General features: G+C 63.8%; 13 protein-coding genes. 12 read left to right on the forward strand and 1 reads right to left on the reverse strand.

The annotated features are described in order from the left end of the window. Positions 1–97: 97 nt before the first annotated feature. From tssK to WDB88_RS14405, 7 genes are read left to right on the forward strand one after another with little or no spacing between them, the layout of a single operon-like run. On the forward strand, positions 98–1429 hold the full coding sequence (gene tssK, locus WDB88_RS14375; RefSeq protein WP_330647216.1) for a type VI secretion system baseplate subunit TssK: 1332 nt from the start codon (positions 98–100) through the stop codon (positions 1427–1429). Next, positions 1429–3093, forward strand: coding sequence for a type IVB secretion system protein IcmH/DotU (gene icmH / locus WDB88_RS14380; protein ID WP_339109793.1), 1665 nt, complete (start codon positions 1429–1431; stop codon positions 3091–3093). Before tssK ends, icmH begins: the two co-directional genes overlap by 1 nt. 1 nt (position 3094) lies before the next feature. After that, positions 3095–6748, forward strand: coding sequence for a type VI secretion system membrane subunit TssM (tssM, locus tag WDB88_RS14385; RefSeq protein ID WP_339109794.1), 3654 nt, complete (start codon positions 3095–3097; stop codon positions 6746–6748). Positions 6749–6751: 3 nt separating this feature from the next. After that, on the forward strand, positions 6752–7426 hold the full coding sequence (tagF, locus tag WDB88_RS14390; RefSeq protein WP_330647213.1) for a type VI secretion system-associated protein TagF: 675 nt from the start codon (positions 6752–6754) through the stop codon (positions 7424–7426). 18 nt (positions 7427–7444) lie between these two features. Beyond that, positions 7445–8215, forward strand: coding sequence for a protein phosphatase 2C domain-containing protein (locus WDB88_RS14395; protein ID WP_330647212.1), 771 nt, complete (start codon positions 7445–7447; stop codon positions 8213–8215). Further along, positions 8212–10209, forward strand: coding sequence for a serine/threonine-protein kinase (locus WDB88_RS14400; protein WP_339109795.1), 1998 nt, complete (start codon positions 8212–8214; stop codon positions 10207–10209). The genes WDB88_RS14395 and WDB88_RS14400 overlap by 4 nt, the downstream gene beginning before the upstream one ends. A gap of 46 nt (positions 10210–10255) precedes the next feature. Further along, entirely contained in the window at positions 10256–10786 is a 531-nt protein-coding gene (locus WDB88_RS14405) for a hypothetical protein (RefSeq protein ID WP_339109796.1), read from the forward strand. A gap of 225 nt (positions 10787–11011) precedes the next feature. Here the strand turns inward: WDB88_RS14405 and WDB88_RS14410 are convergent, their stop codons facing one another. Continuing rightward, complete coding sequence (locus tag WDB88_RS14410; RefSeq protein WP_339109797.1) at positions 11012–16843, reverse strand: DUF3320 domain-containing protein; 5832 nt, start codon at positions 16841–16843, stop codon at positions 11012–11014. A 500-nt stretch (positions 16844–17343) separates the two neighbouring features. Here WDB88_RS14410 and WDB88_RS14415 point away from each other — a divergent pair, with 500 nt between their 5' ends. The 5 genes from WDB88_RS14415 to WDB88_RS14435 all read left to right on the forward strand — a co-directional run bounded on the left by WDB88_RS14415 (position 17344) and on the right by WDB88_RS14435 (position 21620). After that, the gene (locus WDB88_RS14415) at positions 17344–17973 is read left to right on the forward strand and encodes a MotA/TolQ/ExbB proton channel family protein (RefSeq protein ID WP_330647208.1); all 630 of its coding nucleotides are present in this window, start codon (positions 17344–17346) and stop codon (positions 17971–17973) included. Positions 17974–17979: 6 nt separating this feature from the next. Then, positions 17980–18447, forward strand: a complete 468-nt coding sequence (locus WDB88_RS14420) for a biopolymer transporter ExbD (protein WP_339109798.1) — start codon at positions 17980–17982, stop codon at positions 18445–18447. Further along, positions 18447–18866, forward strand: a complete 420-nt coding sequence (locus WDB88_RS14425; protein WP_339109799.1) for a biopolymer transporter ExbD — start codon at positions 18447–18449, stop codon at positions 18864–18866. Before WDB88_RS14420 ends, WDB88_RS14425 begins: the two co-directional genes overlap by 1 nt. Next, positions 18863–20269, forward strand: a complete 1407-nt coding sequence (locus WDB88_RS14430) for a hypothetical protein (protein WP_339109800.1) — start codon at positions 18863–18865, stop codon at positions 20267–20269. The genes WDB88_RS14425 and WDB88_RS14430 overlap by 4 nt, the downstream gene beginning before the upstream one ends. 178 nt (positions 20270–20447) lie before the next feature. Further along, the gene (locus WDB88_RS14435) at positions 20448–21620 is read left to right on the forward strand and encodes an iron-containing alcohol dehydrogenase (RefSeq protein WP_339109545.1); all 1173 of its coding nucleotides are present in this window, start codon (positions 20448–20450) and stop codon (positions 21618–21620) included. Positions 21621–21906: the final 286 nt, after the last annotated feature.

Below are 21906 nucleotides of genomic sequence, written 5' to 3' on the forward strand. Positions count from 1 at the left end.
GGCGGGGGGTTGACCAAATCGGGTGACCCCCTACAAAGGAACGGATTTTACGCGGCTATCTTGCTGGTCGCACCTTTGGAAGAAAGCTTTCGGGACGATGTCACTTTTCAGTAAGGTCGCATGGAAAGAGGGGCTGTTTCTGCAGCCGCACCACCTGCAGCAGGCAGATCGCTATCACGAGTATCTGACGCGCGCGCGTGTGGGGGTGCTCAGCCCCTATCCTTGGGGGATTGCGACCCTGCGGCTGGATCGTGACAAGGCCCAGCTTGGCCAGATCGGGCTGACCGAGGTTTCGGGCATCATGCCGGATGGCACGCCGTTCGATGCGCCGGGGGTCTCGCCCCTGCCGCTGGCGGTCGAGGTGCCCGAGGATGGCGCGGGGCTGGATATCTGGCTGACATTGCCCGATGCGGCGATCAATGGTCAGGACATCGCGCCTCAGGCCAAGGATGCCAGCACGCGCTATGTGCTCGACAGCGATACCGTGGTCGATAACCAGTCCGCCAGCCGGTCCGAACAGGTGATCGAAGTGGCCCATCCGCGCCTCGAGATCGCCATCCGCAAGACCCCGCGTCCGGGCTATCAGAACATCCGTCTGGGCCGCGTGCTGGAGCTGCGCGACGGCATCGTGACGCTGGATGACCGCGTGCCGCCCTCGGCGCTGCGCCTGCCTGCGCATCCGGCCTATGATGGCTATCTCAGCCGTGTGATCGGCTGGATCGAGGCCAAGCTGGAGACGCTGGCCCGCTATGCCTCGGACCCGACCTCGGGCGGGGGGATGCAGGCCAGCGACTATCTGATGCTGATGGTGCTCAACCGCGAGCTTCCGGTGCTGCGGCATCTGAAATCCATGGCCAATGTCCATCCCGAGCGGCTGTATGAACGGCTGATCGCGCTGGCCGGCGAGCTGACGACCTTTGATCAGGGCGACCGCCATGCGCGCGATTACGGCGGCTATAAGCATGATCTGCCCAATGAAAGCTTCCAGCCCGTGGTCTCGGATATCCAGCGTCTTCTGGCGCGCGATGTGGGCCGTGCGGTGCGCCTGCCGCTACAGGAGGTGCGCGCCAATTCCTTCGCAGCACTTGTCAATGACCGCTCGCTTTTCGCGCAGGCGACCTTCGTGCTGGAGGTCTCTTCGGGGCTGCCGCTGACGCAGGTGCAAAGCCAGTTCCCGCAGCTGTGCAAGGTCGGGCCCTCGACCCAGATGAAGACCATCATCAACAACAACCTCCCCGGTATCGGGTTGGTGCATCTGCCCAATCCGCCACGGCAGATCCGCGTTGTGTCCACCAATGTCTACTTCCTGTTGGACAAATCCACTCAGCTCTGGCGCGAGTTCTCGACCGCGCCCGCGATCGGGATGCATTTTGCCGGTAACTGGCCGGATCTGAAGCTGGAACTCTGGGCCGTACCGGAGAGCGCCTGATGTCGGATGATGACGATAAGACCGTCTTCGGGCAGCCGCTGCCCTCTTTCCCGCCGCGCAAGGATGCAGGACGACCGGCGGCGCCCCAGCCGCCTGCCCGCGAGGATGACACATGGCTTGGCGGGGCGCTGAAGCCGCAGCAGGGTTATCCTGCCGCGTCCCCCCAACAGCCGCCCTATCCTGCGCCTCAGCCCCCGCAGGGCTGGGGGCATCCGGTGCCGCCACAACCACCGCAGCCCGCGCCCCAAGGCGGCTATCCCGGGCAGAACCCGCCCGGTCCCAACCCCTATCTGCCGCCCCAGCAGCCTGCGGCCACTCCCTATGGCCAGCCGCTTTACCAGCCCGATACCGGTGCGCGGCCCGAAGGCGCGGGGATGTTTCCCGATCTCAACCAGCCACAGGCGCAGGCCGCGCGCGTGGCCCCGCGCATCGCGCTGGCCGATGCACTGCGCGCTTCGGCACGGCAAAGCGGAGAGGGGGCGGCCTCGAACCCGCTTCTGGCCGAGGCCACGGGGCTTCTGATCCTGCTGGGCCGTCTGCGCACGGGACTGGTCGAGATGCAGTCCGGCCCGCTGCTGGACCATGTCGCCCGCGCGATCGATGATTTCGAGACGCGGGCTCTGGCGCGTGGCCTGCCCGCGCCGCAGGTGCGCGATGCGAAATATGCGCTTTCGGCCACGGCCGATGATATCGTGCAGAACCTTCCCGGTGCCGACCGTGGCATGTGGCTGCAATATTCGATGGTGGCGCGCTTCTTTGGCGAGCGGTCCTCGGGTGTCGGCTTCTTCCAGAAGGTCGACGAGGCGATGAAGGTGCCGGGGCAGAGCTTCAATCTGCTGGAGTTGATGCTGAGCTGTCTTCAGCTTGGCTTCGAAGGCCAGTACCGGACGCTGCCCAATGGCTCGGTCGAGCTGGCGCGTATCCGCTCCGCTATCTACGAGACCCTGCGCCGTGTCAGCCCGCGCCCCGATGATGATGTCTCGCCCGCTTGGGAGGGCGTGCCGATGCATGGCCGCCGCCAGCGCGGCGCGACGCCCGTCTGGGTGGTGGGGCTGATTGCAGGTGCGATGCTGGTGGCGCTGTTTGCGACGCTTTCCACGCTTTTGACCCGCCAGTCTGCCACGGTGCGCGATCAGGTTCTGGCGCTGCATCGCGGGATCCCCGATGTCACGATCGAGCGGACAGAGCCCGTGGTGACCCCCTATCAGGCCAGCTCGACCCAGATGCAGCGGATCAGCGATGCGCTGCAATCCGAAATCGATGCGGGGCGGGTCGAGGTGACGCAGAGCACAGATTGGGTTCTGGTGCGCGTGGGCGATGCACTGCGCTTTGCCACAGGGCGCGAGACCTTGGCCGATACGCAATCGGTGATGCCGCTTCTGGGCGCGATTGCGCAGACGCTGGATAAGGAAAACGGGCCGATCCGCGTGGTGGGCCATACGGATTCGGTGCCGATGTCGGGCCGCGGGCGTTTCAAGACCAATCAGGCCTTGTCCGAGGCGCGGGCGCAGACCGTTGCCGGTGTGCTCGAGGGGCTGGTCAAAGACCCCGCCCGTATCAGCGCCGAAGGTAAAGGGGCGACCGATCCGGTGGCCGATAACAAGACGGCTGAAGGCCGCGCCCGTAACCGCCGGGTCGAGATCATGATCCCGCGGGAGGACTGAGATGGCATTTTCTCTTCTGAAAAAGGCAGCCCGCGCGACGGCGTCCGGCTTCCGGCATAAATGGGTGCGCCGTGTGATGATCGCGCTGGCGCTGGTGGGCGCGGGGCTGGCGATCTGGTTCGGCTTTGTGATGACCGGCCTTGATCTTCTGGCCTCGCCCTGGCTTCGCGGCGGGGTGATCGCCCTGCTATATGCGGTGGTGGGGCTTGTCTGGGTCCTGCGCTGGCGCAAGCGGCGCAAGAAGGCGCAGGCGTTGGAAGACAGCCTGTTCTCGGCCCCCGCCAGCGACAGCAAGGTGCTGAACGAGCGCATGCAGGAGGCGATGGCCAAGCTGCGCAAATCGGGCGGGCGCAACTATCTCTATGATCTGCCGTGGTATGTCATCATCGGTCCGCCCGGCGCGGGCAAGACGACCGCTCTGGCCAATTCGGGCATCGAGTTTCCGGGGCAGGACGGTCTGGCCGATCATGCGCGCGGCTTTGGTGGCACCCGCAACTGCGACTGGTGGTTTGCCGAGGATGCCGTGCTGATCGACACCGCTGGCCGCTACACCACGCAAGACAGCGACCGTCAGGCCGATCAGGCCTCATGGAAGGCGTTTCTGGACCTGTTGAAAAAGGGCCGCCCCGACCAGCCGGTCAATGGCGTGATGCTGGCGTTTTCGGTGGAAGACGTGATGAACGCCACCGAGGATAGTCTTCAGGCCCATGCCGAGACCGTACGTGCCCGTCTGGCCGAACTGCACGAGACCCTGCGCATCGATGTGCCGGTCTATGCGATTTTCACCAAGGCCGACCTGATCTCGGGGTTCCGCGAATATTTCGGGTCCTTCTCGCAGTCGCGGCGCAAGCTGGTCTGGGGGCATACCTTCCAGACCCGCGACCGCAAGGCCGCCACCCATGAAGAGGTGCCCGCCGCCTTTGACGCGCTGCTGACGCGGCTGAGCGACGAGGTCGTGGACCGCATGACAGAAGAGCCCGATCCCGCCTCGCGGATCGCGATTTTCGGCCTGCCGGGGCAGATGGAGATGCTGCGCGACAAGATGGCCGAATTCCTGCGGCTGGTCTTTGAACCGACGCGCTACAAATCGGCGGCGATCCTGCGCGGCTTCTATTTCACCTCCGGCACACAGGAGGGCACGCCCGTCGATCAGGTGCTGGGGGCGATGGCGCGTGACAGCCAGTCCGAGGGCTTCCGTCCCGCTTTCATGTCGGGCAAGGGCAAGAGCTATTTCCTGCATGACCTTCTGCGCAAGGTGATCTTTGCCGAGCGCGACTGGGTGGGCTTTGACCGCAAGGCCGTGCGCCGCCGCCAGATCCTGCATACCGGCGGGCTGGCGCTGATTTCGGTGGTGACGCTTCTGGGGATGGCAGGCTTTGGCTATGCGTTCTGGAAAAGCGCCGACCAGCTGCGCGCGGCGCAGGTGGATGCCAGCGATTATGCCGATACCGCTCGCGAGGAACTGTCGAAGACGGTGATCTCGGACGATGATCCGGCACCCGTTCTGCCGGAATTGCAGCGTCTGCGCGATATGCGCGCGGGCTATGCCGACAAGACCGCCCCGCCGCTGATCGAGAATATGGGCCTGTCGCGCTGGAGCGAGCTGCATCAGGCGGCCAATCGCGCCTATTCCGACGGGCTGGAGCGGATGCTGCGCCCGCGTCTGGTGCTCTATCTTGAAAACACCATTCCGCAACTGATTGCCGACGGCAATACCGCCGGCGTCTATCGGGCGCTGAAGGTCTATCTGCTGCTGGGCGGGCAGGGGCCTGCGAAATCGTCCGATATGGCAGCGGTCGAGAGCTATTTCGACGATCTGTGGAGCGCGCGATATTCCGCCCCCGGCGAGACCCGTATCCATGACCAGCTTATGGGCCATCTGCAAGCCATGCTGCAACTCGATGGTGACCGTACCGACCTGATCGGTATCGATAATGCCATCGTGACCAAGGCCCGCGATGCCATTGTCAACCTGCCGCTGGCCGAGCAGGCCTATGCCTCGATCAAGGATCGGGCCATCAGTTCGGGGCAGACGGCCTTCGGGCTGGCCGATGCCATTGGCGGGCAGGTCGATCAGGTGCTGACCACCAATGACGGGACCGACCTGCATCAGCTTGTGGTGCCCGGTCTGTATACATTCGAGGGCTATTGGGGCTTCTTCCTTGACGAGCTGACGAATGCGCGCGCGCGTCTGGAAGAGGATCGCTGGGTGCTGGGCGATGCCGCCGACCGTGTGGATTACCAGCGTCAGTTGGGGTCGCTGTCGCGCGATCTGCATCGCATGTATCGCCAGCAATTCGATGCGGCATGGAACAACGTGCTGTCACGTCTGGCCCTGCAGCGGATGTCGGCGGACCCGCCGCGCTATGATAAACTGGCCGTGGCGGGGTCGTCGGTCAACTCGCCGCTGCTGCGCCTTGTTGAAGAGGTGGACCGGCAGACCCGTTTGAGCCGCCTTTACGACAAGCTCGATACCCTCAGCCCCGAACAGGCGGCGCAGATGGCCGCAGGCGGGGGCGATCTGGGGGCGGCTCTGGGCGATACGGCCTTCAACCAGATCTATGCGGGGTCGGGGGTCTTCCAGCGCGTGGTGATGGACCAGCTGCGCGCCAGCTCGACCGGCAAGAGCCAGACCCGCGCGCAAAGCGCGGGCGGGGCCTCGGCCACCGATGACAGCCAGCGCGCGCAGGTCGAACGTATCAGCGGCGATTTCGCGATCTGGCACCGTCTGCTGGACGGCGAACAGGGCGGGCGCGCGATTGACGTGGTTCTGTCGAACCTGCAGGCGCTGCGCGAGAACCGGCGCAATGCGTCACTGGCACCGACCCCGGCCGATGAAACCATGCTGCGCCAGCAGCTTGCGACGCTGACGATGAACAATTCGGCCCTGCCCAAGCCGCTGGCAACCATGCTCAACGGGGTCGAGCGCGAATTCTCCTCGGTGGCGCAGGATGCGACAGTCAGCCAGCTCAATCGTGCGCTGAATGATGATGTGGGGGCCTTCTGCCGTGAATTCATCGCGCCCTATTTCCCCTTCGCGCAAAATGGCCGCCATGTGTCGCCTGCGATTTTCGGGCAGTTCTTCGGTCCCGGAGGGCGGATGGACCGCTATTTCACCACCTATCTGCAACCCTATGTCAGCCGTGGTGAAAACGGTCTGGAACCCGCGCCCGACAATGCGCTGGGGCAGCGTCTTTCGCCCGCACTCCTGCGCTCTTTCTCGCAGGCCGAAGCGATCCGGATGGCGTTTTTTGCCTCCGGTTCGTCCGAGCCGGAAGTGTCGATGTCGATCACCCATGTCAGCTCCAGCCCCTCGGTGCAGCTTGCAGTGCTGACGATGAATGGCAAGCAACTGCGCACCCAGCCCAATTCGACAGCCGCCGAGATGGTGTGGCCGGGGCAATCCTCGGGGGTCAATCTCAGCCTCTATCCGCAAAGCGAGGGGGGCAATTCCGCGCTGAATTTCAATGACGGGCGGTGGGATATCGTGTCGTTCCTGCGCAATGGCGTGGTCAAGATCAATGGCAATGTCGCCAATGTCGCAGAGCAGGTGGGCGGGCGCTCGATCACCTATCGCTTCGAATTCGACAGCACCACGGTGCCGTTCCTTATGCCGGAACTGTCCGAATTCACCTGTCCCGTCTCGGTGGAGTAAGCCATGCAGGAGGCATCCGTTCTGAACACCGCGCCGATAGGTCTTCTGGGCAAGCATCCGGGCTATGGCGATTTCCTGCAGGCAGGGCTGGGGGCCTCGATTGTCGAGGCGCTCAACCAGTGGCTTGATGCCTCTTTGGGGGGGCTGCGTGACGAGATGGGCAATGACTGGCCTGCCTTTTGGGACCGTGCGCAAGAGCTGCGGTTCTGGGTCGGGCGCGGCCATTTCGGTCAGACGCTGGCGGGGGTTCTGCGGCCGTCCCATGACAAGGTGGGGCGGCGGTTCCCGCTGCTGCTGTTGACGCAGGGGGCGGATCTGCCCGCCCCGACCGACCCCGCCTCGGACCAGAGCCTGTGGGACAGGTTCTCGGCGCATCTCGACAAGGCGCAACCGGGACAGGGGGCTGCGGCACTGTTGCACGGGCTTGATCTGGCCTTGCCCGACGAGGCTGCGAAAGCCAGTCAGGGGCCACAGGTCTGGGCGCATCACCCCGAGGGCGACCTTGCGGCGCTGCTGCGCTCGGCTGCGACAGTCGAGCGCGAGCGCGCCATGTTGACGCGGGTCCATTTCTGGACGAAGGGGGAGGCGGGCCGCGCAGCCCAGTGGATTGCCGGACCGCAGATGCCCGATGCGCGGGTGATGGGTTGGCTCTTGGGGGGCATGCCGGAGGCGGCGTAAGGGCAGGAGACGGTGGGGATGGACGGTTTTTTCAGCAATGGTGTGTTCTGTTTCGAAACGGGCGCCGCCACCGATGTGGGCTGCCGCCGGTCGATCAACGAGGACAGTCTGATCTGCCGTCCCGAATTCGGTCTGTGGACGGTGGCCGATGGTATGGGCGGCCATGCGGCGGGGGATTATGCCAGTGGCATGATCGTGCAGGAACTCGGCTCGGTCGGGGTGGCGGCCTCGGAGCAGGATCTGCAGGCGCGGTATATGGAACGGCTGGTGCGTGCAAATCAGGCGATCCGCAGCCATGCGGTCAAACTGGGTGGGCAGACCATCGGCTCGACGGTGGTTTCGCTCCTTGTGCAGGGCGAGGACTGGTTTGTCGTCTGGTCCGGAGACAGCCGCGCCTATCTGATGCGCGAGGGTCATCTGGTGCAGCAAAGCCGCGACCATACCGAGTTGCAGGCCATGCTGGACGGCGGACAGTTGCGCCCCGAAGACGCGCGTAGCTACCCGCGCAAGAATGTCATTACCCGCGCGATCGGTGTCACCGCCGAGCCGCAATGCGACATTGTTTCGGGCAAGCTCAGGGCGGGGGATCTGTTCGTGCTATGCTCGGACGGGTTGATGGAGCATATGGCCGATCGCGAGATTGCCGCCATCGTGCGCGATTATCCGCCGCAGGCGGCCTGCAACCAGCTGATCCGCGAGACTCTGGCGCGCGGGGCACGCGATAATGTGACGGTGGTTGTGATAAGCTGCAGCCCGACCATGTTTGACGAGACGACCCAACCCGTATGACCCGCCCTCCGCACATGCCGACCGATCCGCCACAAGGCGATGAGGAAGCGACCCGTCTGGCGGGCCTGCCGTCTGCTGCGCAGGCCTCCGTTCCGCAGCCTCCGGTCGTGCAGGCCCCTGTGCCGCAAGGCGATGACGAGCGCACGCAATTCGCCTTTGCGCCCGCGACGGAGGAGGCGACACGCTTCGATACGGGGGCGGCAGCGGGCGCCCCTGCGGCCAAGCCATCCGCAGGGCAGGCCGATCTCAAGATCGGGACGCTGATCAACAACAATTACCGCGTCACCGCCGAGTTGAAGGCCGGAGGCATGGGCTCGGTCTATCGCGGGGTGGAAATCGGGACGGGGGATCCGGTGGCCATCAAGCTGGTGCTGTCGGTTCTGGCCGAGCACGAGCAGACCGCCATGCTGTTTCGCCGCGAGGCCCGCACGCTGCGCCAGCTGACCCATCCGGCCATCGTGCGCTATTACAATTACGTGCAGGACCCGCAACTCGACCGGTATTTCCTTGTCATGGAATATATCGACGGGATCGCGCTGTCGGATTACGTGGTCAGCCGTGGCACGCTTGGCTCGGAAGCGGCGCTGACTCTGATGGAACGGCTTGCGGGGGGCTTGGGGTCCGCCCATGCGCTGGGAGTGATCCACCGCGATCTTTCGCCCGATAACGTGATGCTGCCGGGCGGTGATATCGCACAGGCGCGGCTGATCGATTTCGGGATCGCGCGCTCGGCTATCCAGAGCGACCGCCAGCTTGATAACCAGTTTGCGGGCAAGCTGAAATATGTGGCTCCGGAACAGCTTGGCCTTTACGGCGGCGATGCGGGACCGCGCGCCGATATCTACGGGCTGGCCCTGCTGGTCATTGCAGCATTGCAGGGCAAGCCGCTGCAGATGGGCGCCACGATCGAAGAAGCGATCGAGCGGCGTGCCGAGGTGCCCGATATCAGTGCGGTGCCATTGCGGTTGCAACCTTTACTGCGGCAGATGCTGGCCCCCGATCCGGCGGACCGTCCGGCCTCGATGGAGGCGCTTCTGGCCAAGATCGAGGCTTTGCGTGCCCCCGCCCAGCCGCGCCCCGTGGCCGGTCTGAGCCTGCCGCCCGGCTTGCAGGGGCCGCTCCCGCCCGAGGCCCCTGTGCCCGAGCGGTCGGGCATGGACAAGGCGTCTGCTCCGAAGCGCAAACGCGACCCGCTGCCGCGGCGGCTTGTGCTGTTGATGGGGGTGGTTTTTGCCGCTGTGCTGGGCTTTGCGGGCTGGCAAAGCGGCTGGTTGCGGCCTCAGGGCCAGATGGAGGCCTCAGGGGCGGGGGCTGTGGCCGAGGCCGCCAACGGGTTGGCCCCGCGCGAGGCAGGCACGCGCGATGCGTTTCTGGCCAGCTATCCGTCGGCTCCGGCCTGTTTTTATGCCCATCGTCTCACCGCAGGCCCGCGCACGGGGGTGCTGTCGGTGCTGTCGACGGCCGATGCGGGCACCACTCTGCCGGCACCGGATCTGGTGTCCGATTATGCGAAGACATTCGGTGCGGCACCGGGGCGGTTTGATGCCCGTATTACCGATGCACAATGCCCTGTGCTGGATTTCGCCCGCGAGATGCAGGCCCGTCCGGGCCCTGATCTGGCGCTGACCGTGGCCAATGACGATATCGCCTCCGGGGAAACCCTGCGGGCCACGCTCGAGGCGGATCCGCAGGCCCAGACATGGGTCGGGCTGGTGACGCCCGAGGGACAGATCTACAATCTTGGCGGGCGGTTGACGGGCAAGGATCTGGCCTTTGCCCTTTCGACCGGCGCGGCAGGGCAGGCACAGACGCAGCTTGTGCTGAGCATTGCCAGCACGCAGGCGCTTGTGGGGCTGGCGACGCTGCAGGATGGCGCTGAGGCCGCCAAGATCATGCCGGGACTGCTGGCCGAGATCAGGCAGACGGGGCAACAGGTCTCGGTGCGGGTGACACCGATCCATCTGCATCCTGCTCCTGATGAGGCGGCCGAGTAATGATTTTTGCCTATCGGCTTTTCGTATTCTGGGTTACGCTCGACAGATGATTAAACTTATTGTGGTTTCGGCATTTCTGATTGGCGGCACGGTTGCAGGCGGTGTCGGTCTGGCCGTCTGGCATGGCACGCAGGCACCGGCCACGCCAAGCCTTGCCGCGCCGTCGGCCCTGCCCGAAGTCAGGCGCAGCACCCGCTACGAACTTGGCCGGTATGAGGGGCAAAGCGCCGGAGCCGTACGGCCCGCAGCAGGCACCCTGCCGCGCGTGCCGCTCCCGCAACAGGCGGCGCTGCCATCTGTCGATGCCATGCCTGCCCCCGCCGCTGATGCGCCCGTCCGCTTGCCGCAAAACCGCCCCGTTGCGACCCCTTCACCGGCGACAGGGTCTGTTGCCCTGCGCGCGGCACCTGTGCCAGCGCGTGCGCCCGAAGCCTATCCCGTCACGGCAGGGGCGCCTCTTTCAACGGTTGTGCCCTACGCATATGCCGCCCCGCCCCGTGAGGCAGCACAGATGCGCAAACCGGTCGCCGCCCAGACGGATGCCGAGCCGGGCTATTTTATCGGCGTTTATCGCTAGCGATCGACGGTTTCCACCAGCCGGTTTGGCCGTGCCTGAAGCCGCAATGCCTTCCACTCTACGGCCGATTTGCACCAAGCTGCAGCATGTCGGGACTGCTGTTCACCACAGACCCGCGCAATCCTTTAGCCATCCTGTGGCGGGCGCTTCGACGCCCTTGCATCCAAACCGCACGGATCGGGGCCGATACACAAAGTTCTGGACCCTCCCCGAAGGTCTGCGGCCTTAAAGCCTTGTGGCCCTTTGCCATTCTAGGCATGTCAGAAGATACGAACGCGCATCCGCCGAAAGTCTCGCGATTCCTGCATAACGGGCGAGATCGAGCACCGGATCTTCGCTTCGGCTCAACTCGGTTGCGTGGCGCTCGTAAAGTTCGGCGATTTCGGCCCGGGAAATGTCCCGGATCGCGCGATCCGTCCCCGCGCGGAACGCCAGCCTGTCGGTCTTCGTGCCGGAGACCCAAAGGAAATCAACGTCTCCCTCGCGATATATTTCGACATGGCCAAGAGCTGCGGACACTTGCTCGGAGATCCGCCGTCCTGTCCGTTGCCAGCCATGTCGCCCCGACACACACTTGCCGAGTAAGGCCACTGGCATAGGTCCCTCTTGCCTGACGATCTCCGCGATCATCTTTTCGAGAATGGGAATGTAATCGGCATCATAGAACCTGCTTGGATCGGGAATGATCTCGGTCGCATCATTGGGCTCCACGATACCTGCCTGCGCGCCGCTGGCAAATTTCGGCGGCTGACGGGCGGGTGCGGGGGATGTCCTGACCTCTTGCGGTACCGGCGTTTCGGCGGAGACGATTTTGTTACTCTCGTCCGCATCAACGTCCGTGTCTTCTTCCTCCGTCGTTTCCGCAAACTTGGCCTCGCGCTCGGCCTCGTCTTCCGCACGTCTGGCGCGATCCGCCTCGAGATGCGCGCTCAGTGCGGCATGAATACGCTCGACCACAGTGGCAGGGTTGCGGAACCAGTCGGTCGACCAGATCCGGAAGATCGTCCAGCCAAGGTTCTCCAGCACCGCCTGCCGCACCTTGTCACGGTCCCGCGCTGTGGCCGAGCCGTGATAGGTCGCGCCATCGCATTCGATCCCTGCAAGGTAGACGCCCGCGTGATCGGGATGCACAACGCCAAGGTCAATCCGGAAGCCTGAGACGCCGATCTGCGGACGCAACTCCCATCCCTTGGCCTCGATCGCCAGCTTGATCGCGGCCTCGAAGACATTCTCGACCGGACCAAGCGAGCCATCATCCTGCGCCGGAAGTGCCACCGGACCGCGGGCCGCAAAATCGAGGAAGCCTTTGAGATGTTTCACGCCAATGGCTTTGGTCCGGGTCAGATCGATCTGGTCCGCGCGGATCGAGGCGAAAACATGCAGCTCGGCTCTGGCCCGCGTGACGGCAACGTTCAGACGCTTTTCGCCGCCGTCACTGTTGAGCGCCCCGAAAGCCATCGAGAGCTTGCCCGCATGATCGGGGCCGAAGGTGATGGAGAACAGCATGACATCACGCTCGTCGCCTTGGATGTTCTCGAGGTTCTTCACGATAACCGGCTCTTCGCGCGCATCCTCGAAGAACCATTCCAGATCGGGGTTCTTGCGGCGTTCCTCGTCGAGAAGATCGAGGATCAGACCCTGTTGTTCGGCATTGAAGGTGATGACCCCGAGCGTCAGCCGCTCTTCTTCCGGCCAGCGCAGCCATTCGTTGAGACGGCGCACCGTCATGCGGACAATCGCGCGGGCCTCTGACTCGTTGGTCCGTCCCATGCCCCGCCCGTAGACACCATCCACCTGATGCAGTTGCACCGCGTCCGACACCGTCGCCGGAGAGGGAAATGTCACCAGTCGACCGCCATAATAATGCCAGTTGGAAAAGGCGATCAGCGCCTCGTCTCGGCTGCGATAGTGCCAGTCAAGCTGCTGCGTCGGAACCCCTGCTGCTGCAACCTCGTCCAGAATGGAGGCCAGATCGCGCTCTGTTTCCGGCAGATCCTCCTCTCCGGCATCGCTGCGTCCGAAGAAATTCGTAGGCGGCAACTGTTTCGGGTCTCCGACAATGATCGCCTGCTTGCCCCGTGCGATCGCACCGATCGCGTCCCAAGTGGTGATCTGGGAGGCTTCATCGAAAATCACCACATCGAAGGCGGCCTGTCCCGCAGGCAGATATTGCGCCACGGAAAGCGGCGACATCAGCACGCAAGGCGCCAGCTTGGTAAAGGCATCGGGCATTTCCGAGATCAGCTCCCGGATCGGCATGCTGGGCCGTTGCAGCCCCAGCTGATGGCGCAATGTGCCCAGTTCCGAGCGGCGCGCGACAGCATCTTGCGCGGGCAACCCGTGCTGGATGCGGGAGAGAACCTGATCCGCCGCCATGGAGGTCGCCCGATCATCCAGCTCCCTGAAGCGCTTGATCGCATCCTCATGCGACCAGTGGGAGAATCCGCGCAGCTCGGGCTGGGCATCCATGGCCTGAGGCAACCACCACGCCGCATAGGCAGAGGTGAAGGCAGCTTCGATATCGTCCTCGATCTGCCCCTCTTCCACAGCTAGAACCAGCGCCTCAAGCCCCGCGCCCGTGGCCTGCGCCCGTATTTCGACCCAACGGGTCCAGTCCTGTAGATGCGCCTTGTTGTCCTGAATGACCTGCAAAGCTGTCAGCACATCGGATAGCGCCATACCGTCGGGCGATACCTGCGCGATCTGCGCGAAGGCATCGGCATGTTCCTTCCACACACCCTGCCTGTGCCGGAAGAACGTGATCGCGTCTCTCAGGCCGCCGCTTTCCCTCGCAAGGCTCTGGCAGGCCAGATCCCACCGAACGGGATCGGTGACCATCGGCGTGACTTGGGCAATAGCCGCGTGTAACGCGCGCGCTTGATCGACCCATGCGTTCAGCTGTGCGGTATCCGTTTGCACGCCTTTGACCACAGGACACCCGTTGAGTGGCGTGGCTTCAATACCGGCCCTGATACGTTTGGCATCGGCCAAAGCGACGATATCGGTCTGCGGATCGGCACTGCCCCCCTCGGCATAGGTCTGCAATAGCTTGCGAACCGAAGATTTGGCAAAGGCCGAGAACGGCCACATCTTGGTCTGCGCGAGCCGCCAGTTGGCATCAAGCTGATCCAGCGGGATACTGTCCAGCCGATCCATCGGATAGCGCCCGGACGTCCGCGCGGCGGCGTCCCTGTAGGCGGTAAGGTTTTCCGTAAGCGCCTCTGTCTGAACCTGTAGCTCGCGGACATCGCGCTTGAGCGACCAGCTGACATCCTCACCGCTTTCGGGGATCGACGACAGAAGCACAAGCGGTTGAAGCTCTGACGTATCGCCCGCACCTGTCCACGCCAGCCCCGCTTGATGCGCAAGCGCCTCTGCCGCCTCGGACAGCTCTTGGGTGGCGAGGCTCAGTTTCGCGCCTCGCTCCAGAAGATCGGCCTGCCAGCCGAAAGACCATTCCGCCGCCTCGATCAGCGGCAGCGGCGCACGGCCTGCAATGATGTCATGGCAGCGGCCAAGCGCCTCGGACAGCTTTCGCAAATGCATGTAGCTCTGTGCATCATGCGCGTCTTTATTGGCGAAAGACAGGCTGAACGGTTGTGCCGGACCAGCGGCTTTTCCGATGGCCTGAAACACGCTGAAGCCTTGCGTTCCCTTTGCATGCAAGGCCGCGACATAGGCGTTCAGCTGTTCGCGGGTGACCGTCAGGTCATCTGTCACCCTGATCCACTCGGCCTCAGAAGCACTGCTCGCCCGCGCCCAGCTGCGGCCCAGTTGCGCCAATACCGATTTCCGGTCGGCCTTGTTGGAATGCAACTCCAGCACCGCATCGCCCAGTCCGTGCGAAGCGAGACGCCGCTGCACCACATCCAGCGCGGCCGATTTCTCCGCCACGAAGAGAACGGTCTTCTGCATGGCAAGGCATTGAGAAATGATATTGGCAATCGTCTGGCTCTTGCCCGTTCCCGGCGGACCGATCAGGACAAAATCATGCCCCTCCTGCGCGGCCAGAACCGCTGCAAGCTGCGAGGAATCCGCAGGGAGCGGCGTGAACAGGTCACGCGGCGCAAGCCTGCGGTCCACATCAACCGCAACCGGTAACCCGGGCGCCCCTTCGGCCAGAAACGGTTCTGTCGGGTTGTCGACGAGGTGCCTCACCAAGGCGCTTTCACGCAGGCCATCCGTGCGCTCGACCAGATCCTTCCACATCAGGAACTTGGCAAAAGAGAAGGTCGAGAGCGCCAGATCCTCGACCACTTCGAACCCCGCAACATCGCGCACCTTGCGGCGCATGATCTCGAAGATACGCGGCAGGTCGAAACCACTCTCGTCGCGCGGCAGTTCGCCCTCCAGTTCGGGCACCTTGAGGTCGAAGTCCCGCTTGAGGAACTCCAGCAGCGTGGTGTTGAAGCGCACGTCATCTTCGTGATGTTCGATCACGAATTCCGACTGGGCAGACTTACGCGAGATTTTCACCGGCACCAGAAGGAGCGGCGCCCGATAGCTGCGGGTATCCCCTTCGGTTTTTTTCCAGCGCAAGAAGCCTGCCGCAAGGAACAGCGTGTTCGTGCCGCCCTCCTGCATGTCGCTCTTGGCTCGCCGGTGCAACTCCAGCAGCCGACGCTCGCTTTCCTTGCCCGTCAGTGGTACCGCAATCTGGCCCTTGGCAAACGCGTCCTTCGCCACTTCTTCAAGGAGCTTGGGCTCGTCTTTTGCCAGAAGGTCACGCGTGCCGACCGGATCTTCGTCCTTGAGCGCAAGCGCGCGGAACTTCCTGCCCTCTGCCAGCTGGTCCTCGAGCGCCGAGACATCGGGACAGAGCAAGGGAAGCGTCTGCTTGCTGTCTTTGAAGTTTAACAACCGGTTGCGCAAGGACAGATCCAGCAGCTTGCGTTGCCAGCGCGAGATCCGGTCCGCAGGGGTCGAGGCGGCCTCCTCGATCAGCTCGCCCGGCAGAAGCCCCAGATCAAGCGGTCGTGGCAAAGCCGCCGGACTTGCAACGACCTCCTCGGTTTCGGCCTCCGGTGCGGAGCGATGGCTGGCAAGCGGGCGGATGCGCGCGGCCCGCGCCCGCCGGATGTCGATCGCCATGACAAAGTTATGTTCATTTCGTTCCGAGACAAGATCTCGCGCCTTATCAACCGCCTGCTCGAATCCCACGCTGGGCCGATGCGTCAGCAAGGTGGTTTCCATGACCACGAATTCACGCGCCTCGATGGCTTTGCGGACTGTCATCACATCAGGCTCGCTGATGCTTCCGAAGTCGCGTTCGGTCAGCCAGACACCGGTCCAGGCGTGGCCTTCGGAGAAAAGAATAACCGGATTGAGGCCCGCTGCCTCGAAACAGCCCGCCACTAGGAGGGCCGTGTCGAGGCAGGTCGCCAGACCCTCGGATTTGATCCGTCCGGGATCGCGGATCTTCTGGCCGTTCAGTTCGAAACTTGCAGGCGGTACCGCATAAGTCAGCCCCATACCCGTAACCGCTGACCAGATCGCCCCTGCCAGCATCCATGATCGGGACGGGTCGCCGGATTGATAGCCATTCATCGCGCCGCTCTGCCCAGCACTTTCCAGCAGCCGCCCGGCGTCTTTCAGGACTGCTGCGACGACCGCATCATTCGGAGAGACGAAAGCTGCCAGCAGATGCGCCATGTCGCCAACACCGCCCCATTCGTCACGTGCAAGCATCTCGATCGGATGGCATTCGTCGAGCAGCGCCGCCCCATCCTGTTTGACGACAAATCGCAACTCGCCCCGTTCCGCCTCGTTGAGCCCCCCAAGGAGCTGCGTATCAAGCGGCGTTTCAAGGTCAGGCAACTGCTGATTTTGGCCGGGCATCAACCGGTCCACCGTCCAGATTTTCGGGCGGATCAATCCGGGGCTGCAGGACAGCTCGAGGGTCAGCTTCTCCAGCGGCACATCTGTCAGGTTCTGCAGCGCAACGTTCTTCAGCACGGAAACGCCATTCTGGGAGGATGCGAAATTCACTTTCTGCGCGACGTCAAGCTCCAACGCGACTTGGCCGCGCGTGTGTTCCTCAGCCGTATCAAATGACATTTTGCGCTACCTGGTTCTTAAAATCATAAGCCAGTCAGACATATAGGATAGAAACTGTCAATCGTCGCGGCGGATCCTCCGCGTGGTGGCATCCGTGCGGTTCGTGTTTCGGTTGTGTTCTGGACGCCTGATGCCGCGTGCCTAGTCCTATAGGGGAGGCCAGAACCTATCAGCTTTTGCTGCCCAAGCTGGGTCTGGCTGATCCGGAGTTTGCCGCCATGCACTCTCCCGCTGATTGGACCGTGGCGCGTGTCTAAGCCCAAGGCCGCCATGATCTGCGCCTCGCGACAGACAGGACGGCTACCTATGGGCGGCTTTTGCGCAAGTGTCAGACATGATGTGCGAAGAGCAAGCGGCAGAGACAGGAAGCCGATCGGCGCTCTGCGGCGGATCGGGCTGGCCATGTTACTATAGCTTATGATAGGTCGGCACAGAGACGTTCGGGCCTTTGTGCCAGATCCCTGCCATACCTATTTCGATTTGATTTTGACAAGGTTTCCATGTCACAGCTTCTTTCTCCGCTTTCACTCGCTGTTTTTGCGGCTTTGGGACTGTTGTCTCTGGCCATGCTGACGGTGGCCCTTCGCAAACTGGCGCAATTCCGCAAGATGGGCGTCGGCGGGGGGCATAAGGCAGAGGCCGCGCTGGATCTGTGGCTTGCGGGGCGCGTCAACGAGGCGGTTACCGCCGCGCGCACCCAGAAGACCGTGCTGGGGCGTATTCTGGCCGGAGTGATCTCGGGGCTTCAGGCCCGCCCGGGCGATACCGGATTTGCCGAAGAGCTGGGGCGCCAGACCGCGCTTGTCGAACTGGCGCGGATGGGGCGGTACATGCGCTTCCTTGATATCTGTGTGCAATCGGCCCCGATGCTGGGGCTTCTGGGCACGGTGCTGGGCATGATCGACGCCTTCGCCACGCTGTCGGCCACGCAGGGGATGGCCGATCCGGCCAGCCTTGCCGGAGGGATCTGGACGGCGCTGACGACCACGGCGGCGGGGCTGGCTCTGGCGCTGGTGGCAAGTTTCATCACCACATGGTTCGAAAGCCGCATCGATCAGGAACGGATCATGGCCGAGGCGCTGATCTCCGCGGCGATCTACGGGCGGGTTGATCCGGCGCATAAGGGATAAGGCCCGATGTGTGCGGCCCGTCCCCTTCTGCCGCCTCCGCCGCGCCGCACGCGTCGCGTGGCGCTGACGCCTCTGGCGGATACGATGTTCCAGCTTCTGATCTTCTTCATGCTGTCTTCGGGCTTGACGCCCTATTCGCTGCTGGGGCTCAGCGGTGCCTCGGGGGTGGGTGGCCAGACCATGACCGCATCCGGCACGGGGCAGGGGGGAGCGCAACCGGCGCGAGGTCGTGATCAGGACCAGCAGCTCTGGCGTATCGGCGCGGGCGATGTCGAGACCAATGGCCAGCATTTCCCCTTCGCCCAGATCGACGCTCTCGCACAGGCGCTGGCGCAGCAAGAACCGGTGCCGGATGTCGTTCTGGTGGCGCGCGCCGAGGCGCATGTGCAGGATGTGGTGACCGTTATGGCGCGGTTGCACGCGCAGGGGCTGCAGAATGTGCGGCTGGCCATTGATGCGGAAGGTGGTCGCTGATGGCGCGCAAACCCCCGCTTCTGCCGCCTGCCCCCGCGCGTGAAAAGCCCGATATGGCTTTGGCAATCGTCAATGTGGTGCTGCTGCTTATCATGTTCTTTCTGGCCACTGGGGCGCTGTTCAACCGCGCGGCGCCCAGCAGCGTCAGCCTGTCGCAGACCACCGATCTGGCGGTGACGCAACTGCCGAAACCGCTGCTGGAAAAACGTCCCGATGGCGGGCTGTATCTGGATGATGCGCCGGTGACGCCCGACGCGCTTGGCAACGCGCTTGCGCCTGTCGGGGATGTGTATGTGCTGATCGACAAGACCGCGCCCGCCTTCGAGCTGACCTCGCTGCTGGCACTGCCGGGGCTGAGCGGCCATGACATCGTGCTGGTGACGGTCCATAGTCAACCGGAGGCGGGGCCGCAGCCATGAGCTATCTGCCTTATTCTTCCGGCGGAAACAGGGGCTGGGTCTATCGCGATTGGGCTTGGGCCGGTGTGGCGGCTCTGGGCCTACATGGCATGGCTTTGGGCGGGCTTTGGTGGGCGCTGACCTATGCGCCCGCGCCTGCGCCCGATACGCCCGAGCCCGCCTTCACGATCAGTTTGCAGCGGCTGGACACCGATACTCTGGCGGGGATGTCCCTTTCCAACGGGATCGCCAATGGCAATGCCGGTGCGGGCACGCGCCTGCCCGACCCCGAGAAGGGCGCCATGCCCGAGGTCGCTCCCATGCCTGCGACCGACCCCGCCGCCGTATCGCCGCCTTTGCCCGAGACCGCGCTGACCGCGATGCCGGAGTCGCCCGAGGACACGCCGTCTCCTGAGGCAGAGCCCGAGAATGTGCCGGATATTGGGCCGGAAACGGGTCCTGAAACGGGACCGGATGCCGTCAAAGTGCCGCCAGAGACACAGCAGACCCCCGAAGATCCGCCGGTTGCTTTGGCGGAACCTGCCTCGCGGACGTCGCCTTTGTTGCCAGCCGAAGGCGAAGCCGTGGGGGCGGGCGGGGCGGCTGTGGCGCCTGCTGCGCCAGAGCCGGAAGTTGCATTGCCCGTGCCGCAGGACGGGGCTGCAGATCCGGCGTTGTCGCGGGCGGAAGATCCCGAACCCTCGTCCGATCCGGATGTGGCACAAGAGCCCAGCGGCGCAGGGAATGCCGCCGAAACGGTCGGGCCTGACGGGACAGGGGCGGTTGCCGCGCGGGCCATCGACCTGGCTGCGGGCGACCTGATCCGCAAAATCCGCGAGACCCCGCAGCCCGACTGCGTGGTGGCCCTGCCGCGGCGGACCTTGCAGGGCGGGCTCGGGCTGGAAATGCTGGGCGCCTCGGAAACCCTCATGGAGCAATATGGCGCCGCCCTGTCCAAAGGGTTCGGCACCGGGGATGCCCCGCTTGTGCAGACGCGGCGTCTTGTCGACCCGCGTCAATGCGCGGCGCTCGATTTCGTGGCCCATAGCCCGAACTACCCCGCGACACGTCTTGGGGTCTCGCTTGAGGCCAGTACGACGGCAAGCGGTGGCTGGTTGCGGGGCGGGGTGCGCGGCACTTCGGGCCGGTATGTCGTGCTGATGCTGGTGGACACCAATGGTGTTGTGCAGGATCTGCAGCGCTTCAGTCTTTTTGGCGAGAATCGCGCCGATTTCGCGGTGCCGGTGACACGGGTCGGTCCGGCGCGCGACACTTCCTATCTGGTGCTGGCACTGGCCAGCGATGAACCTCTGGCGGCCTTGCGCGGCAAGTTGGGCCATCTGGCCAAGGATGTGATGCCGCTTGCCGAGGCCGCCATGACCCCGGGCACCGCTTTAGCCATCACCAGTTTCGACCTTCGCTAGGCGGGTGCTTGCGCGCGCCCTGTCTCGGAACTGAGACAGTTTTCAGGTGGGAGTATGGTTTTCGGGCTTTGAAATGCCGGAAATCGGGTTGCTCAAATTGGTTACGTTATAACATAAAATAACCCCTGAGGCGGGGAGGACCCATGCCGCCTTGCAAAATCTCTGGGAGGAGAAATTTATGTCTTTCAAGCAGCTTGCGGATCGCACCTATAGCTTTTTCATTCCGAATGTCAGTCTGATCGGCCCGGGTGTTTCGGCCGAGGTTGGCCCGCGCGCGAAGGCCTTTGGCTATAAGAAGGCGCTTTTAGTGACCGATAAGGGGATCGTCGCCGCTGGTATTGCCGACCAGATCGTCCGGCAACTGGGCGAGGTCGGTATCGAGACCGTGGTTTTTGACGGGGCCGAACCCAACCCGACCGATCTCAATGTGCATGACGGGGTCAAGGCCTATCAGGGCGGGGCATGTGATTTTATCGTCTCGCTCGGGGGCGGCTCGGCCCATGACTGCGCCAAAGGCGTCGGGCTGGTGACTGCGGGCGGTGGCCATATCCGCGATTACGAGGGGATCGACAAGAGCACGGTGACGATGACGCCGCTGATCTCGGTCAACACCACGGCGGGCACCGCCGCCGAGATGACCCGCTTCTGCATCATCACCAATTCCGATACGCATGTGAAAATGGCGATTGTCGACTGGCGCTGCACGCCGCTGATCGCGATTGACGATCCGCGCCTGATGGAAGGCAAGCCTGCCGCGTTGACGGCGGCCACGGGTGTGGACGCGCTGACCCACTCGATCGAGGCCTTCGTCTCGACGGAAGCCAACCCCATCACCGATGCCTGCGCGGAAAAGGCGATCAAGCTGATTTCCGAATATCTGCGTCCGGCGGTGGCCAATGGCCAGAATATCGAGGCCCGTGACGCGATGACCTACGCGCAGTTCCTTGCGGGTATGGCCTTCAATAACGCCTCGCTGGGCTATGTCCATGCCATCGCACACCAGTTGGGGGGCGTTTACAACCTGCCTCACGGCGTGTGTAACGCGGTGCTTCTGCCGCATGTCTGCGCCTTCAACCTGATCGCGGCTCCGAAACGCTATGCGCAGATCGCGCAACTGCTCGGGGTCAATACCGAAGGCATGGATGATATGACTGCCGCGCGGGCCGGCCTTGATGCCATCCGTGATCTAACGGTGTCGGTCGGGATTCCGTCCGGACTGGAAGAGCTGGGCGTGAAGCGGGAAGATTTCGAGCTGATGGCGCAGAATGCCCAGAAGGATGCCTGCATGCTGACCAATCCGCGCAAGGCCTCGTTGCAGGAGGTGATTGCCATCCTCGAAGCTGCATACTGAGTGTATGTTCCGGGTCCTCCGCCCGGGATGTTTCCTTTAAGTGGTACCTCCGACGGGCCGGGAGATGGTTTCATCTCCCGGTCTGCCGCATTGGGGCGACAGGAACCGGATGTGGAAAAGCCAGCCCCGAATGCGGCTGGCGGCAAGAGCTTTCCCGACCGGATGGAACCGGACCACGTGCGGGGCTGTGGCGATCTCGGGTAGGGCCGGAGGAAATGCGGAGGAAACGGGGTATCAGGCGCAGGCCGTCTGTCCCGCGGGCCGCAGCGCCAAGCCGTGGCGGTCT

It is taken from the genome of Thioclava sp. GXIMD4216, from assembly GCF_037949285.1.
Classification (GTDB): domain Bacteria; phylum Pseudomonadota; class Alphaproteobacteria; order Rhodobacterales; family Rhodobacteraceae; genus Thioclava; species Thioclava litoralis.